Origin of the sequence: Hymenobacter ginkgonis (assembly GCF_009755225.1) — a bacterium.
GTDB lineage: Bacteria > Bacteroidota > Bacteroidia > Cytophagales > Hymenobacteraceae > Hymenobacter > Hymenobacter ginkgonis.
The window spans coordinates 362,916-379,070 of sequence record NZ_WQKZ01000001.1; the positions used below are offsets into that span (position 1 = coordinate 362,916).

General features: G+C 63.7%; 10 protein-coding genes. 6 read left to right on the forward strand and 4 right to left on the reverse strand.

Annotation, left to right across the window (positions count from 1 at the left end; genetic code table 11):
• Positions 1-36 precede the first annotated feature (36 nt).
• The 3 genes from GO988_RS01465 (at position 37) to GO988_RS01475 (ending at position 5,735) form a co-directional block, all read left to right on the forward strand.
• Positions 37-1,248 carry a carboxypeptidase-like regulatory domain-containing protein gene (locus tag GO988_RS01465; protein WP_157561757.1) on the forward strand — a complete coding sequence of 404 codons (1,212 nt, stop codon included), beginning with the start codon at positions 37-39 and terminating at the stop codon, positions 1,246-1,248.
• Positions 1,249-1,322: 74 nt separating this feature from the next.
• Positions 1,323-3,905, forward strand: coding sequence for a M1 family metallopeptidase (locus tag GO988_RS01470; RefSeq protein ID WP_157561758.1), 2,583 nt, complete (start codon positions 1,323-1,325; stop codon positions 3,903-3,905).
• A gap of 564 nt (positions 3,906-4,469) precedes the next feature.
• A complete protein-coding gene (locus tag GO988_RS01475; protein ID WP_157561759.1) occupies positions 4,470-5,735 on the forward strand; it encodes a sensor histidine kinase in 1,266 nt (421 codons plus the stop codon).
• Positions 5,736-5,970: 235 nt separating this feature from the next.
• Here GO988_RS01475 and GO988_RS01480 read toward each other — a convergent pair whose 3' ends face one another.
• From GO988_RS01480 to hisS, 4 genes are all read right to left on the reverse strand, one after another.
• A complete protein-coding gene (locus tag GO988_RS01480) occupies positions 5,971-7,692 on the reverse strand; it encodes a hypothetical protein (RefSeq protein WP_198172460.1) in 1,722 nt (573 codons plus the stop codon).
• 179 nt (positions 7,693-7,871) lie between these two features.
• Positions 7,872-9,890 (reverse strand): T9SS type B sorting domain-containing protein, encoded by a 2,019-nt coding sequence (locus GO988_RS01485; RefSeq protein WP_157561761.1) that lies wholly within the window; start codon positions 9,888-9,890, stop codon positions 7,872-7,874.
• A gap of 19 nt (positions 9,891-9,909) precedes the next feature.
• The gene (hutH, locus tag GO988_RS01490) at positions 9,910-11,397 is read right to left on the reverse strand and encodes a histidine ammonia-lyase (RefSeq protein WP_157561762.1); all 1,488 of its coding nucleotides are present in this window, start codon (positions 11,395-11,397) and stop codon (positions 9,910-9,912) included.
• Positions 11,398-11,599: 202 nt separating this feature from the next.
• The gene (gene hisS / locus GO988_RS01495) at positions 11,600-13,045 is read right to left on the reverse strand and encodes a histidine--tRNA ligase (RefSeq protein ID WP_157561763.1); all 1,446 of its coding nucleotides are present in this window, start codon (positions 13,043-13,045) and stop codon (positions 11,600-11,602) included.
• Between the two features lie 158 nt (positions 13,046-13,203).
• Here hisS and GO988_RS01500 point away from each other — a divergent pair, with 158 nt between their 5' ends.
• From GO988_RS01500 to GO988_RS01510, 3 genes are all read left to right on the forward strand, one after another.
• Positions 13,204-14,028, forward strand: a complete 825-nt coding sequence (locus tag GO988_RS01500; protein ID WP_157561764.1) for a helix-turn-helix domain-containing protein — start codon at positions 13,204-13,206, stop codon at positions 14,026-14,028.
• 233 nt (positions 14,029-14,261) lie between these two features.
• Positions 14,262-15,101: a hypothetical protein gene (locus tag GO988_RS01505; RefSeq protein ID WP_157561765.1), complete on the forward strand. Its 840-nt coding sequence runs from the start codon at positions 14,262-14,264 to the stop codon at positions 15,099-15,101.
• 100 nt (positions 15,102-15,201) lie between these two features.
• Positions 15,202-16,068: a transporter gene (locus tag GO988_RS01510; RefSeq protein WP_157561766.1), complete on the forward strand. Its 867-nt coding sequence runs from the start codon at positions 15,202-15,204 to the stop codon at positions 16,066-16,068.
• The last annotated feature ends 87 nt before the right edge of the window (positions 16,069-16,155 follow it).

Here is a 16,155-nt window from a genome sequence, read left to right on the forward strand (position 1 = left end):
CGCTTAGCGCTTCGCTCGGCCGCTTGATGGAAAGGTATGAAAGCACTATGCTTGATAGGGAGTTGGCTGCTGGCAGCCTCGCTGGGCTGGGCCCAAACGGGCGGCGTAAAGTTTGAAGGACTCATTTTGGATGCCGCTACCCAGCGGCCGGTGCCATTCGCGGCCGTTAGCGTGCTGCATTCGGCCATCGGCACCGTGTCGAATGCGGAGGGCCGGTTTCAGCTGGTGGTGCCACCCGCCCACGCCGCCGATAGCGTCGTGCTGAGTTGCGTGGGGTATGCGCCTAGCCGCGTGGTGCTGCGCGCGGGGGTAGGGCCTAGCACACTGCTGCTTAAGCCGCAAGCCGTGCAGTTGCAGGGGGTAGCCGTGGTGGGCTACACGCCGCAAACCCTGCTCAAGCAAGCGCTGCGCACCACGCACGCCCGCCTGCTGAGCCCGGTGCTCCTTCAGAGCTACTACCGCGAGTTTGTGCGGGTGAATGGCGCGTACACCAAGTTTGCCGATGGGCTGGTGGACTACCGCCTGGTCGTGAACCCGCGCAAGCCCGACAAGCCGGCCATTCAGGTGCGCATCAACGCCTCGCGGGCCCGCGTGGTCACGGCCGCCCGCTCGCGGTTCGAGGATTTGCCCTCGGTGATTGACGTCGAGCACGCCGCCAGCGGCTACGAGCGCGAGCCTGAAGTACACAGCAACTACCTGGACAGCACCAATTTTGCCTTCTATAAATATGAGTTGCGCGAATCGGTAGGCCCGGTCGAGGAGCCCTTCTACATTATCAGCTTCACGCCCACCACCCACGACGCCGACCACTTGCAGCAAGGCACCGTGCGCATCGACAAGCAAACGCTTTGCCTGCGGGCCATCGACAGCGAGCTGGCCCCCGCGCTGCTGCCCTACGCCGAAGAGCATACGCTGCTGCTGGTGAAGGTCAAGGAAAACGTGCTGCGCAAGCACGTAGAATACCGGCAGTTGGCGGGCGGCTGCTACCTCAGTTTCATTCGGCTGGCATACGGCACCGAAGTCCACATTGGCCGAAGCCAGCCGTTGCAGTACGATTTCTCGACGGAGATGCTGGTTTCTAACCTTAGCCCCAATCCGCCGGCCATTCCGGGCAGCGAGCAGTACCGCGGCCGCTCGCTTTACAAAAACGGCACGCACTACCAGCACCCCTACTGGCAGGAAGCCAACGTGCTGCCCGCCACCCCCGAAGAAGAAGCCATTATTGCGGCGCTGGCCGAAAGCCAGTAGCCTTACTTTCGTGGGGGTAGGGCAGGTTCGCAGAATCTGGGCTACTTCCCCCTTTTGCTCTTTTCTACTCGCTGATGTTGCTTTTTCGTGCCCTGCCGCTAGTTGTTTTTTCCTTGATTGCGTTGCCCGGTTTGGGCCAGTCGGGCGCCTCGTTGGTGCAGCCGGGCGTGGCGGGTGCGCTGGCCGCGCAGCGGGCGCAAGCCCTGCGCCACGTGGCTTACACGCTGCATTTGCAAGTGCCAAGCCAGGTGGCGCAACCCATTGCCGCCACCGAGAAAATCACGTTTCGGCTGTTGCAAAATGCCGTGCCGCTCCAGCTCGATTTTAAAGTGAGTGCCGACCACTTGCAGCGCCTCACGGTGAATGGCCAGCCGGCGCCGCTGACGCTGGAGCGCGAGCACCTGGTTATTGCGCCCGCATTGCTGCGGCTGGGTGCCAACGAGTTGAATGTCGAATTCGTAGCCGGCGACCAGTCGCTGAACCGCAACCCCGATTATCTCTACACGCTGCTCGTGCCCGACCGGGCGCGCACGGTGTTTCCGTGCTTCGACCAGCCCGACCTCAAGGCCACGTTTGCGCTTACGCTCACGGTGCCCGCCGCCTGGCAGGCCGTGGCCAACGGCCTGCTGGCCGACTCGGCCCGCACCGCCGATGGCCAGCAGAAAACGTACCGCTTCCAGCCTTCTGATACCATCAGCACCTACTTATTTGCCTTCGCGGCGGGCCGGTTTCGGGAGGTGAGCCGGCAGCCGGGGGGTAGGGCCATGCACTTTCTGTACCGCGAAACGGATACGGTGAAAATCAACCGCAGCCTGGGGCCGATTTTCAACATTCAGGCGGGGGCGTTGGCGTTTTTGCAAGAGTACACGCAGCGGCCATATCCGTTCCAAAAGTTCGATTTTACGGCCATCCCCGATTTTCAGTACGGTGGCATGGAGCACGTGGGCGCCATTGATTATAAGGCGAGTACGTTGTTTTTGGATGATGCCGCCACCCGCGACCAGCTCAACGCCCGCGCCAACCTGCTAGCCCACGAAACGGCCCACATGTGGTTTGGCGACCTCGTGACGATGCGCTGGTTCAACGACGTGTGGACCAAAGAGGTGTTTGCCAATTTTATGGCCGATAAAATCAGCACCGTCACGCAGCCCGACGGCAATTTCGACCTTAAGTTTCTCACCGACCATTATCCGCTGGCCTACGCCATCGACCGCACGGCGGGCGCCAACCCCATTCGGCAGCCGCTTGATAACCTGCAAGATGCGGGCTCGCTCTACGGCAATATTATTTACCACAAGGCGCCCATTATGATGCGCCAATTGGAGCGCCTGATGGGCCCTACCCCCTTCCGCGACGGCCTGCGCGAATACGTGCGGCGCTACGCCTTTGGCAATGCCACCTGGCCTGACCTCATCGCCATCTTGGATGCGCGCACGCCCGCCGACCTGCAAGCCTGGAACCGCGTGTGGGTAGACGAGCCCGGCCGGCCGCAGTTCAGCTACCAGCTGCAAACGGCGGGCGGCAAAATCACCCAGCTCAGCCTCACCCAAAAAGGCGAAGATGGCAGCGCCCGCGTGTGGCCGCAGGTGTTTGGCGTGGCCCTGGTGTACGCCGACCACGTGGAGGAACTGACCGCCGACATGCGCGGGGCCAGCCTGCGGCTGCGCGCGGCCGAGGGCAAACCGGCGCCGCGCTACCTTCTCTTCAACTCGTCGGGCGAGGGCTACGGCATCTTCCCCGTCGATGCCCGGATGCTACCCCACTTGGCCGAGCTGAAGAAGCCCGTGATGCGGGCGGCCGCCTACATCAACCTGCACGAAAACATGCTGAACGGCCGCGCCCTCTCGCCGGCGCAGCTGTTGGCGCGCTTGCGCCCGCTGCTCGCGCACGAGCCCGAGGAGCTGAACCTCAACGTGGTACTCGACCAGGTAACGACTATTTTTTGGCGCTTTACGTCGCCCGCGCAACGCCCGGCGCTGGCTGCCACCCTAGAGCCCGAGCTGTGGCAGGCCATGCAGCAGGTGAAATCGACGAACGAGAAAAAGCTGCTTTTCAAGGCTTATACCGGCCTTATGCTGAGCGCCGAGGCGCAAAAACGGGCGTATGCCGTGTGGGAAAGCAAGCAGCCGCCGGCAGGCGTTAAGCTCTCGGAAGACGACTACACCGACCTGGCCGCCGCGCTGGCCGTGCGCGCCTACCCCGGCTACGGGCAAATTTTGCAAACCCAGCTCGGCCGCATCCAAAACCCCGACCGCCGCCTGCGCCTGCGCTACCTGCGGCCGTCGCTCTCGGACACGGTGGCCGTGCGCGACGCCTTTTTCGCGGGCTTGGCCGACCGCAAAAACCGCGAGAAAGAAGCCTGGGTAACCTCGGCGCTCGGCTACCTGCACCACCCGCTGCGGGCCGCGACTTCCGAAAAATACCTCCCCCAAAGCCTGGCGCTGGTGGAGGAAATTCAGCGCACCGGCGACATTTTCTTTCCCCAAAGCTGGTTGCAAGCCACCCTGCGCTGGTACCAAACGCCCACGGCCGCCGCTACCGTGCAAGGCTTCTTGCGCAGCCACCCCGACTACAACCCCAAGCTGCGCGCCAAAATTGAGCAAGCCGCCGACCCCGTGCTGCGCGCCGCCCGGCTCACGCCCGCCCAGGTGCAATGAGTGCAGGCGGCCAGCCGCTAGCGCGGCCTACGCCACCCACTGGCCCCGCCGAGGCACCTTTAGCTGCCGCTGGGGCCGGCCAGGCCAGTGGGGGTAGGGCTTGTGCGGGGCCAACCAACCGCCAAAAGCGCCCCGCACCCCGCGCCTATCTGCAACTAACTTCTCCGCAGGTAGTGCGGCTCAGTTTAAAAGAGCTATCTTTATAAAAATCAGGCTTTTTTGCGACAAGCTGGTCGGCCCGGAACTGGGTTCCCTGTACTACTTGTGAGGCACTGCCTGCTGCCAGCAGTGCGCTACGCCTAGCGCACTACTGGCACGACTACCTACGGCGCGGGTTCTTTTGAAGAAGCACTGGTGGCAGCCGGATGCGGCGGGCTGCTTGGCAGCCACCGCGCCCGGCTGCTGTGCCTGTATGGAGGCCGGAAATAGCTACCCCCTCTGGCGAGCTAGGCAGCTATTGCCAGCCCACGGGCCCCGCTGGCAGCGACCAACCAACTAGGGTAAAATGATGTGCGTGCGCGGGCCGTTAGGACCGCTTTTTTTGATTTTCCTCCTTCGTCTACCATGAAACGAATCCTGCTCATTGAAGACGACCCTGCCGACTGCCTGCTCTATCGGCGCTACCTCACCCAGCAGGCGGGGGGCGAGCGGCTAGAATTTGCAGAAGCTTCGTCGGGCGAGGCAGGCCTGGCGCTGTTTGCCCGCTGGCAGCCCGACTGCGTGCTGCTCGACTACCAGCTGCCCGATACCGATGGGCTTCGCATGCTCGGCAGCTTGCAGGCGCTGTGCCCGCCCGACACGCTGTGCGTGGTGATGGTGACGGGGCGGGGTAGCGAAACGCTGGCCGTGCGCGCCCTCCACAACGGGGCCCTCGACTACTTGGTAAAGCAGCAGTTTGACCATGCTATGCTCTACAAAACGGTGGCGCATGCCATCGAAAAAAACGAGTGGCGCCAGTACGTGGGTCGCTACCACGAGCAGCTGTGCACCGTGAACCAGCAGCTGCGCGAGTCGCTGCTCGACCTTACCGCCAGCCGCCAGGAGGTGCACGAAAAGAACACCTCGCTCTACGTGGCCAACCAAGAAATTGGGGCCCGCAACCAGCAGCTGGCCCACACCAACCAAGACCTGGATAACTTCGTGTACGCTGCCAGCCACGACCTTAAGCAGCCCGTCAACAACCTAGTGGGCCTGTTTGCCGAGTTGCGCCGCACGGCCACCTTTCACGACGCCGACGAGGCGATGGTGCTGCGGCTGGTTGATGAGTCGCTGCGCAATCTGTCCACCACCATCCACGACTTGGCGGCCGTGGTGCAGGAGCAGCGGCACCCGGGCGAGCAGGCCGTGGAGCCCGTGTCGTTTGCCGACCTTACCACCGAAGTAACCCTGACGCTGCGCCCCGAGCTGCTGGCCACGCGCGCCGAGCTGACCGTCGATTTTGCGGCCGTGCCAACCGTGTCGTACGTGCGCAGCCGCCTGCGCACGGTGCTGACTAACCTGCTCAGCAACGCCCTGAAATACCACCAGCCGGGGCGCTCGCTGCGGGTGAAAGTGCGCACCTACGAAGTGGCGGGTTGCCCCGTGCTCGAAGTAGCCGACAATGGCCTGGGCATCGACCTAGACCGTTTTGGCGACGAGTTGTTTCACTTATTCCGGCGGTTCCACCCCGAGGCGGGCGAAGGCACGGGGGTAGGGTTGTTCCTGGTTAACCGGCTAGTAGAAGGCGGTGGCGGCCACCTCGAAGTAGATAGCCAGCCGGGGTGCGGCACCACGTTTCGGGTGTATCTGTGCGACGACCCCGGCTCGTACAGCCACTATTCGGCGGCGTAAAAATGCGTTTGAGCGCGATGGTCCTGCTGCGCTTGTCGCAGCATCTCTACCGGTTTGGTGGGCCAGTAGTGCTCAGTAGAGATGCTGTGACAAGCGCAGCAAGCCGCTCTTTTTAGCTATCTCTACAGCCAAGTAGAACGGAAAGACACTTAATTTCTGCGGCAACCTCGCCAACGCAAAAAAAGCCCGTACAGTACTGCACGAGCCTTTTTTAATAACCGAAAACGGTAGTTCCTTACCCCAGCTTGCCGAGGGCAGCGGGCAGCGCGGCCAGCACCGATTGCAAGCCTTGCTCGGGGTTGGGGCCGAGGTGCAGGTGCAGGGTGCGGCGGTCGTACTGGTGCAGGGCGTCGAGGTCGCCCTGGGCCTGGGCATTCTCGAAGGTGCCGAAGGTGTAGGTGCGGCCGGGCAGCGGCAAATCCTGCGGGTGGTCGGCGGTGAACTGCACAAATAGGCCCTTATTGGGGCCGCCCTTGTGGTACTGGCCAGTCGAGTGCAGGAAGCGCGGGCCGTAGCCCGAGGTAGTGGCAATGCGCAGCTTGTCCTGCACCAATTTGCGGAACTGAGCCAGTTCCTCGTTCAGCTTGTCTGACTCGTGCAAGTAGGCTTGCAGCGTCATAAAGTCGCCGGGCTGGGCCTGCGCGAAAAAGGCCTGGAGCACGGCCGTAGCATCGGCCCCGCTCACTTTGGTGTAATAGCTCACGCCATCCTGGCTGGCGGCGGGCTCGCCGGGGGCAGGTAGCTTGCCTTGCTCCGTCACGACCTTCATGAGGGCGTCGGTGGCCGTTTTGGCGGCTTGCACGTTGGGCTGGTCGAAGGGGTTGATGCCCAACACGATGCCCACTACTGCCACCGCAATTTCCCAGCGGTAAAACTCGCTGCCCAAGTCCAGCGGCTCCTTCAGGCGAATGGTGATAACCGGGTGGCCAGCCGCCACCAGGGCGTGCAGCTTTTGCTGGTTGGCCTGGTCGGCTTCGCGCTCGTAGCCCAGGTACACAAATACGCGGTCGGTGCCGTACTCTTCGGGCGTGCCAAGGGGCTCGCCGGCTACCGGCAAAATGCCTTTGCCCTCCTTCCCCGTGCTTTCGGCCAGCAATTGTTCGAGCCACAAGCCCACGCTGCTCAGCGAGTCGGGGGTGATGAGGGTGAGCTTGTCGCGGCCCTGCTTGGCGAGCACGCCGAGCGCCGTGCCGAGCAGCAGGCCGGGGTTGCCGGCCACCGGGCCGTTGGCGCCGCAATTGCCCATCATGTCTACGCCGCCCTGGATGAGGGCTGCAATGTCGATGCCGTAGAGCGCAGCTGGTACCAACCCGAAGTAGGTGAGGGCCGAAAAACGGCCGCCTACCTCGGCAAAATTCAGGAAGATGTGGCGGTAGCCCTCGGCCGTAGCCTGGGTCACAAACTTGGAGCCCGGGTCAGTGATGGCCACGAAGTTCTCGCCGGCCTTCTCGCCCTTGATGGCCTTTACCTTGTCGTAGAAATAATCGCCAAACGCCAGCGGCTCGGCCGTGGTGCCCGACTTACTGGCCACGATAAACAGCGTGTGCTCTAGCGGCAGCGTAGCCTCTAGGGCCGCCACGGTGCCGGGGTCGGTGGTGTCGAGAATGGAGAGGGGTAGGCTGGTAGTGCCCTGCTGGAAGGAGCGTTGAAACACGATGGGCGCCATTGTGCTACCCCCCATGCCCATCACCACCACGTGCTGGAAGCCAGCCTGCTGCACCTCGTGCACAAAATCCATGATTTCGGGTACGGCTTTCAGCATCACTTCGGGGCTGCGGAGCCAGCCCATAAAACTGCGAATGCTATCCTGCGCGGCCGCGTCCTGCGTCCACAGGGTGGCATCTTTTTGCCAGAAACGGGATGTGAAATTTTGGTCGTTTAGGGCGGTCACTTCGGCCTCAACGGCGGACTGGTACTGCCCCAGTTCGTAGGTGGCAGCAAATTGAGTGTCTGGCATGGAAAGGGTGATTGGTTGTTCGAGGTAAACAAGTGCTAAAAAGGCGGTCATGCTGAGCCTGCCGAAGCATCTCGCTTGCAGCACTAACTCAAGCATTCATTACCGGCGAGCGAGATGCTTCGGCAGGCTCAGCATGACCGCCTTTTACGTGTTTTTTATTTTTTCACTTTAGCAAAAAATCATTTCAAAACAGTAACGGTGCCGGTTTGGATGAAGGGCTGGCCGGTTTCGTCCTGCATGGTGAGGCGCCACACGTAGGCGGCGTTCACCGGGGCGTGGCCCCGGATGGTGCCATCCCAGGTCTGGGTGCGGTCGGTAGCCCGAAATACTTCCTGCTCGTTGCGGTCAATTACTACGAAAGTAAAGCCATTTAGGTAGCGCCCTTTCAGCTCCAGCACGTCGTTGAGGCCGTCGCCGTTGGGCGTGAAAGCATTGGGCACCACCAGGCGCGGCCGCCGCACCAGCGTGGCCGTAGTAGAGTAGCTGACGGTGCCCGCCGGTAGCCCCGCCCCACTCACTTCGAGGCGGTAGCGCAGCACCTGGCGGTCGGGGGGGGGGGTAGGGTCGAAGTAGCTGAGGCTGGTGGTGGGCGCCGAAGTGGCCAGCACCGTGCCATCGGCCCCGAGGCTGAGCACGCGGTACGTGGCCGCCACCGCCGGGCTGCCCGGCCCCTGGAAAGCCGACCACGTGAGCTGCGCCGTAAGGCCATCGGAGTCGGCGGCGGCCACCGCTAGCAGGCTGGGGCAAGTAGGGGGGGTAGGGCGCGACGTGTTGCCGCACACATCTTGCAGCCGCAGGGTGTAGCAGGGCGGCGCGGCCAGCAGCGTGGCCAGGGCAGCGGGGTCGCGCAGGGTGTCGGTGGCGGCGGGCACCACCCCAAAGTCGAGGGCGCCCGGCCCGCCCTGGCGGCTGTAGTACAGCTGGCTGCCCGCGGGCAGGGCCGCGCCCCCAGCCGCCGTAGCCGTGAGCACCACCCGGTTTTGGCGGTCGAAGCTGGCGTTGAGCAGCGGCGCGGCGGGGGGGAGGGCCGAGACGGTGGGCACCGCCACCTCGTTGGAAACCGACTGGTTGCCGGCCGCCGTAGTGGCCTGCAAGCGGTAGGTGTAGGTGGTGCCGCAGGTCACGGCCGCATCGGCGTAGGCGCTGCTGCCGGGGGGGAGGGTAGCCAGGGCGGTGCCGTTGCGCAGCAGGGTGTAGCTGGCCACGGGGCCCGCCGTTTGCCAGGTCAGGTTATTGACATTATTAACCGACGCCCTGCTGAGCAGGATGGTGGGCACGGGCGCCGAAAAGGCCGAATCGGTACCGCACACATCGCGCCGGCCAATGCGGTAAAGCCCCGCCGACGTATTGGCCAAAGTAAACGCCGCGGTGCTCGCCCCCGCAAAGGCAAACACCCGCCGAAAACCCCCGGGGCTGCTGGCGTCGGCGCGCTGCACATCGTAGCGGTAGCCGGCGGGCAAGCCAGCCGCCTCAACCCCCAGCGTGAGGGTAGGCAGCACAGTTTGCACCGTGAGGCGATTGAGCACCGGCGTTTGGGGCGCGGCAATGGGCGGCACGGTTTGGGTGGCGCGGCCCTCGCAGAGGCCATTGGCTAGGTAGCGGCCCACCACGGTAAGGCTGCTGCCGGCCGGCGCCGGAATGGTGGCGGTGCCCACCGCCAACGGCCCGATGAGGGCGCCCCCGTTCACCTGGGCAAAGTACTGGTCGTAGCCGCTGGCCGCGATGGTGAGCGCCACCGAGTTGTTGAGGCACGGCGCAAGCGAAATGGTGGGCGCCGGGCTGGCATACACCTGGAAGTTGCGCACGAACACCGTGCCCACGCCGCTGCCGCTGGCCGGGTTGGCCAGCTCCGAGATAGTGAACGCCCCAGCCGCGGTGGGGGTAAACGTATTATTGGTCAGTTTGCCGGGGGTGAAGTCGCAGTTTGTAGGCGTGGTGTTGGTGCCAGCCAGGGCGTTGTAGTACAAGAGGTTGGACGCTATCGAGCGGCCACAGCTTAGGTCGAAGCGCACGGCCCGGCCCACGCACAGCGCCTGCACCTCTTGCCCCGTAGCTACGTCGATGGCCACGAAGGGGGTAGGGCAGCCCGCCGGAAATGGCGTGAGGGTGCACTGCGCGGCGGCCAGGGCCGGCAGGCCCAGCCCTACCCCTAGCCCCAACAGCCAGCGGCCCATCACGGAAAGAAAAAACTGTTTCATACCAACCGCTAACGACTGCTTAGTGCCAAGAGTATTCGCGCACAAATTGGGCGGCGCGGTGCAAGTCGGGGGCCAGCACCCGGTCACGCGCCGCGAAGGTAACCACCTCGCGAAAAGCGGCCGCCACGGCTTCTAGGGCGGGGCTGCTGCGGTGGGGGCGGCGCAAGTCGAGGGCCTGCACGGCCGTCAGCAGCTCGATGCCCAATATTTGCTCCACGTTTTCGACCACGCGGCGGGCCTTGGTGGCGGCGTTGGCGCCCATGCTCACGTGGTCTTCCTGGCCGTTGCTGCTCGTGATGCTGTCGGCGCTGGCGGGCGTGCACAGCTGCTTGTTCTGGCTCACGATGCCCGCCGCAGTGTACTGCGGAATCATCAGGCCCGAGTTCAGCCCCGGCTCAGCCACTAAAAAAGCCGGCAGCCCGCGCTGCCCCGAAATAAGCTGGTACGTGCGCCGCTCCGAGATGCTGCCCAGCTCGGCTACGGCCAGCGCCAGGTGGTCGAGGGCCAGGGCCAGCGGCTGCCCGTGGAAGTTGCCGCCACTCAGTATCAAGTCTTCTTCGGGAAAAATAATCGGGTTATCCGTCACCGAGTTGCACTCTGTTTCTACGGTTTGGGCCACGTAGGCCACCGCGTCGCGGCTGGCGCCGTGCACCTGCGGCTGGCACCGGAACGAGTACGGGTCTTGCAGGGCGTAGCGGTCGCGGGCCTGCAATTCGGAGCCAGCTAGCAGCGCACGCAAACGCTCGGCCACCCGCACCTGGCCGGCGTGGGGCCGCACGCGGTGCAGCGGCGCGGCAAAAGGCTGCGCGTGCGCCCCAAACGCCTCCACCGACAGCGCCCCAATCACGTCGGCGGCATCGAGCAGGCGCTGGGTGCGCTCCAGCGCCTCGGTGGCGTAAGCCAGCATAAACTGGGTGCCGTTGAGCAGGGCTAAGCCCTCTTTGGCTTGCAACGCCAGCGGCTCCCAGCCGAAGAGGCCGTTCACGTCGCTGGCCGCCAGCCGGTAGCCCTGGTAATTGACCTCGCCCAGCCCGAGAAGGGGTAGGCAGAGGTGCGCCAGCGGGGCCAGGTCGCCGCTCGCCCCCAGCGAGCCCTGCTCGTACACCACCGGCCACACGTCGCGGTTGAAGTAGTCGAGCAGGCGCTTGGCCGTGGCTACGGCCACGCCGCTGTGGCCGTAGCTCAGGCTTTGCACCTTCAGCAGCAGCATGCGGCGCACGAGCTCGGTGGGCACTTCGGCGCCGGTGCCGCAGGCGTGCGACATGACCAGGTTGGCTTGCAGCTGCACGCGGTCAGCGGCCGGAATTGGCACGTTGTGCAGCGACCCAAAGCCGGTATTCAAGCCATAAATCGGCTGGTCGGGCGCGTGGGCCAGGCGCTGGTGCAGGTAGTCGTAGCAGGCCTGGATGCTGGTTTCGGCCGCAGGGGGTAGGCGTAGGGCGTCGCGGCTGCGCAGGGCAGCAGCCAGCTCGGGCAGGGTGAGGGGGGTAGGCGAAAAAAGCGGCATAAACAGCGGCCAAGAAAATACCGGCCTGGGGCAAAGGTCCGCACGGTTGGCTTGCCCGCGGCCCAATTCGCTTCGCAGCGAAAGCCGCCCTTGTGTAAGCCACAAGCGCACTAGCCGCCAGAGAGGGTAGTGGCCAAGTGGGTAGCGTATGTTAAGGCTGGAGCGCCGCCGGCCCGCCGGTGGCGCTCCAATTTCAAGAGGCTTATACCGTAAGCGCCGCCACTATTTCGCCCAGCGGCAAGGTTTTTTCCTCGCCGGTTTTCATGATTTTGATTTTGGCCACGCTGGCCGCTAGCTCCTCCGGACCAAGCACGATGACGAGCGGAATGCCCTTGGCATCAGCGTATTTAAACTGCTTTTGGAGCTTGCCCGCGTCGGGGTACAGCTCGGCCGGAATGCCGCCTGCCCGCAGTTCGGCCAGCAGGGGTAGGGCCGCCCGGCCGCTGGCCTGGTCGAAGTTAGTGAGCAGCACCCGGGTGGGTGTTTCGCCGGTTTCGGTGAACAGGTTGAGGGTTTCGAGGCAATCGTAGAGGCGGTCTACCCCAAACGAAAACCCTACCCCCGACACGCCCGGCAAGCCAAACGAGCCGGTGAGGTTGTCGTAGCGGCCGCCGCCGCTCACGCTGCCCATCGCCACGTTGTTGATTTTGACCTCAAAAATGCAGCCCGTGTAGTAGCTCAGGCCCCGCGCCAGGGTAGGGTCAAACTCCAGCCGGTCGAACTGCTTAAAGCCCGAGGCTTGCAGAATGTCGCGCACTTCGGCCAGCTCGTTCAGGCCGCGGTAAAAGGCCGAGTCGTCCTCGTCGTCGCTGGCGGTGGGGCGCTGGCCGTCGGGCTCCACGCCGGCCGTGGCGAAACCGGCGAGCAGGCGCGAGAGCTTCTCGGCGTAGCTGCCCTCCACGCCCAGCAGCGCAAACAGCGTGTCGATGGTGGGTTCGGTAAAGCCCTTTTCGAGCAGCTCCTTGCTTACGCCGTCGCGCCCGATTTTGTCGAGCTTGTCGATGGCCACGAACAAATCAGTTTCTCGGCCCTCGCCGCCCAGCGCCTGGTAAATGTTGCGCAGCACGCCGCGGTGGTTGATTTTGATGGTGAAATCATCCAACCCCAACCCGTTGAGCACCTGGGCCATCATGAGCACAATCTCGGCTTCGCAGAGCAGCGAGTCGGTGCCCACCACGTCGGCGTCGCACTGGTAAAACTCGCGGTAGCGGCCCCGCTGCGGGCGGTCGGCGCGCCACACGGGCTGCATCTGGTAGCGGCGAAAAGGGAACGTGAGCGTGCCGCGGTTCATGGCCACGTAGCGGGCAAAGGGCACGGTGAGGTCGTAGCGCAGGCCCTTTTCGGCAATCTTGGGCAGCACGGCTTTGGGGCCGGCGTCGAGGTCCTCGGCCGTGACGAGTGGCGTGATTTCGCCCCGGCGCTCCTTTACCAGGAAGTTGCCCGAGTTCAGGACTTTAAAGAGCAGCTGGTCGCCCTCGTCGCCGTACTTGCCTGTGAGCACCGACAGGTTTTCGAGCGTCGGGGTTTCGAGCGGGGCGTAGCCAAACGTCTCGAACGTACGCCGGATAACATTGAAAATATACTGGCGACGCGCCACCTGGGCCGGGCCAAAATCGCGGGTGCCTTGCGGAATGCTGGGTTTTTCCATTACACCGCAAAGGTACCGGCTGCGCCCAGCACTGCGGCCTCTCCGTAAAAAAACGGAAAACGCGGGCATGTCGCAATTTTACAAGCAGGCCGTTTGGCGGGGGCGTAATTTGGCTTCATAGTTTCATTAGCTCACGGCGGCGCCTGTCGTTCTGGAATATGCATCTTGAGGTGGTGGCACCCTCCCCAGCCCTGGCAGACTACGTCGAGTACTATGGCGTGTGGGAGGAGGACGCGGAAGACGATGTGCCCCTGGGTGCGCCCGTGCTGCCGGGCGTAGTAAACGGCCTCAACGTGCTGGTTGGCAGATCTGTGGAGGTGGCAGCGGCGGGCGAGGGTAGCCGCGTGCAGGTGGCGGCCCTGGCCGGAATGGTGGGCATGGTTACCTGGCAGCAGCTGTATCAGCGCCAGGCGAGCCAGGCAGGGGTGCTGGGGATTTACTTCCGGCCCGCCGGCTTTTTTCACTTGTTTGGGGCCCCGATGGCGGAAGCCACCGACCCTACGCTGGCCGTGGGCCGACTAGCCGGGCAGTTTGCCCACGAGCTGATTGAGCGCATTAGCCAGGCTGAGACGAACGGCCAGCGCCTGGCCGCGGCCGACGAGCTGCTGCTGCGCCAGCTGCACTGCCAGCAGCCCATGCCCAACGCCATCGACCTGGTGGCGGACCGCATTTTGCACCAGCATGGCCAGGTCAATATCGAGGCCCTGGCCCACGACGCGGGCCTGAGCCGGCGGCAGCTAGAGCGCCGCTTCCTAACCGAGGTGGGCGCGCCGCCCAAGCTCTACGCCCGCATCGTCCGCTTCAACCACGTGTTGCAGCTATTGGCGGCCAGCCCCGCGCCCAGCTGGCAGGACATTGCCTACCGCTGCGGCTACTACGACCAAGCTCATTTTATCCGGGAGTTTCGATTTTTTACCGGGAAATCACCCAGCAACTACTCATTGGTTGACAGCGACTTTGCGCACTTCTTTTGGGCGCGCTGAACGGGGCTGACGCATTTATCCTATCGCTCGGCGGCCCCTCCCAATATCTTGGCCTCGTTCCGGCGCTGGTATGGCTACCCCCTGGGTAGGGCCTTGGCCGGCGCTGGCTCAGCTGGCTCCTCTCCCTTTTAGCGGGCGCCACTGGGCGCCGCCCGCCGCCCCGCTACCCGGGGGGCGCTTGGGCTATTTCGGTCGCATTGCCGCTGCTTTTTTCACTCTTCTCCTCATTTGTTATGAAAGCATTACTTTGGGTAGGTGCCGCGCTCTTATTGCCCGCCGTTGCGGTTGCTCAGCCGTTTGTGGCTGCTGCCAGCGCCTATGGCCAGCCGCTGGGTGGCGGCAGCCCTACCCCCCCGCTGCCAGCGGAGGCTACCTACTATACCCAGCAGGTGGCTGGGGGGGGTAGCATCACCTATTTTGGGGCGGTGTGCTCACAAAATTGTCAGCACGAGCAGTTTGCGAAGCTGCGGCGCGCTTTTGAGACCAGCCGGCCCAACGTTGTTTTTTATGAAAAACCCGAAGACGGCGTCGATAGCACCGAAACGGCTACCATCAGCCGCTTGGGCGAGGCCGGCTACATACGCTACCTGGCCGAGCAGCACCAGGTGCCCGTAGCGCGCCTCGACGACCCCGTGGCCGAATACACGTACCTGCAAACCAAGATTGACCCCGAGCGCCTCAAACTGCTTTGCCTGCTGCGCGAAACCCAGCGGTTTCGGGCGCACACCAACGCTTCCAGGGCCGTTACCAAGAAGGCTATGCAGTCGTTTATCAAGAATAGCGCGTACTTCTTGCCGGGCACCGAGCACGTTATCCGCAACACGGCCGAGCTGGAACTTGCCTACCGGCTGTACTTCCCCACTGGCGGTAAGTGGTGGGATGCTCCGGCGGGGTGGTTCAATCCGGCGGTGCCTGTGGCGAGTGTGAGCAACCCCGACATAGAGGATTTCAGGAATGCGGTCCGCGAGTTTCGCGAGCAAACCATGTATGGCAAGCTCATGGAAAAAGCCCAAAACGGGCAGCGGGTATTTGTCGTGATTAACCGCGACTACTTGCCCCTGGTTCGCAACTAGCGCGGTTGGCTGCGGCCCGCCGATAAACGCCGGTTTTGGCACATGAAGGGCTCGTGAAGTACCCGCCGCTGCTCGAAGGCAGCCCTACCTTGCTGCCACGATGCGCCCTCTCTACTTCTGCCTGCTGGCAACGCTGCCCCTCGCTAGCCCAGCTTTTGCCCAAGGCCAAACAGTTCTTAACGATACCGTTAAGGTTGATAAAGACCAGTACAACCTGTTCCACCCTACCCCCCGCAAGTACATGCGGCCCATGGTGCCCGACCGCCCTGGCATCACCGAAAGCCCGTACTCGGTAGATGCGGGCCACTTGCAGTACGAGGCCGATGTGGCGCGCCTGCTCACGCGGCGCGAGGGCACCACCCACGGCCACGACTGGTACGCCAACCATTTCCTGGCCAAAATCGGCATCAGCGACCGCACCGATTTTCAGGTGGCACTCGACTCGTACACCGACACGCGCAACTACGACGATGCCGACCCCGGCGCCTCGCAGGTGGCGCGGGGGGTAGGTGACCTGACGCTGCGCGTGAAGCACACCATTGCCGGCGACGACGACAGCCGCTGGGCGCTGGCCGTGATTGGCTACGTGCTGCTGCCCACCGGCGGCGCGGTGGGCGAGGGCGGCTACGAGCCCGGCCTGGTAATGCCCGCCGTGTTCCGGTTTACCAAGCACTGGAGCGCCGGCGGCCAAGTGGCGGCCAATTATTTCTTCGACCGCGAGCAGGGCGAGCACTACCTGCAGCTCACGCCCACGCTCACCACCGACTACGAGTTTACGAAGCTGCTCGAAGGCTTTGTGGAGCTAGTTGGCTACTGGGACGTGCGCCAGGCATCGTGGCGCAGCTCCCTCAACGTGGGCCCGCAGTTCGACATTAACGATAATGTGCAGCTCGATTTTGGCGCCCACCTGCCCGTTACGCACGGCGTGGACCGCGAATATTTCCTGGGTTTAAGCTTCCGGCGCTAGGCCCTACCCCCTGCCTAGCCAGTGAGGTAAGCAGTTAGGTAAAAACAAAAAAAGGCTGGCCGAGCGTGCCTTTGTAAAAACTTAAAA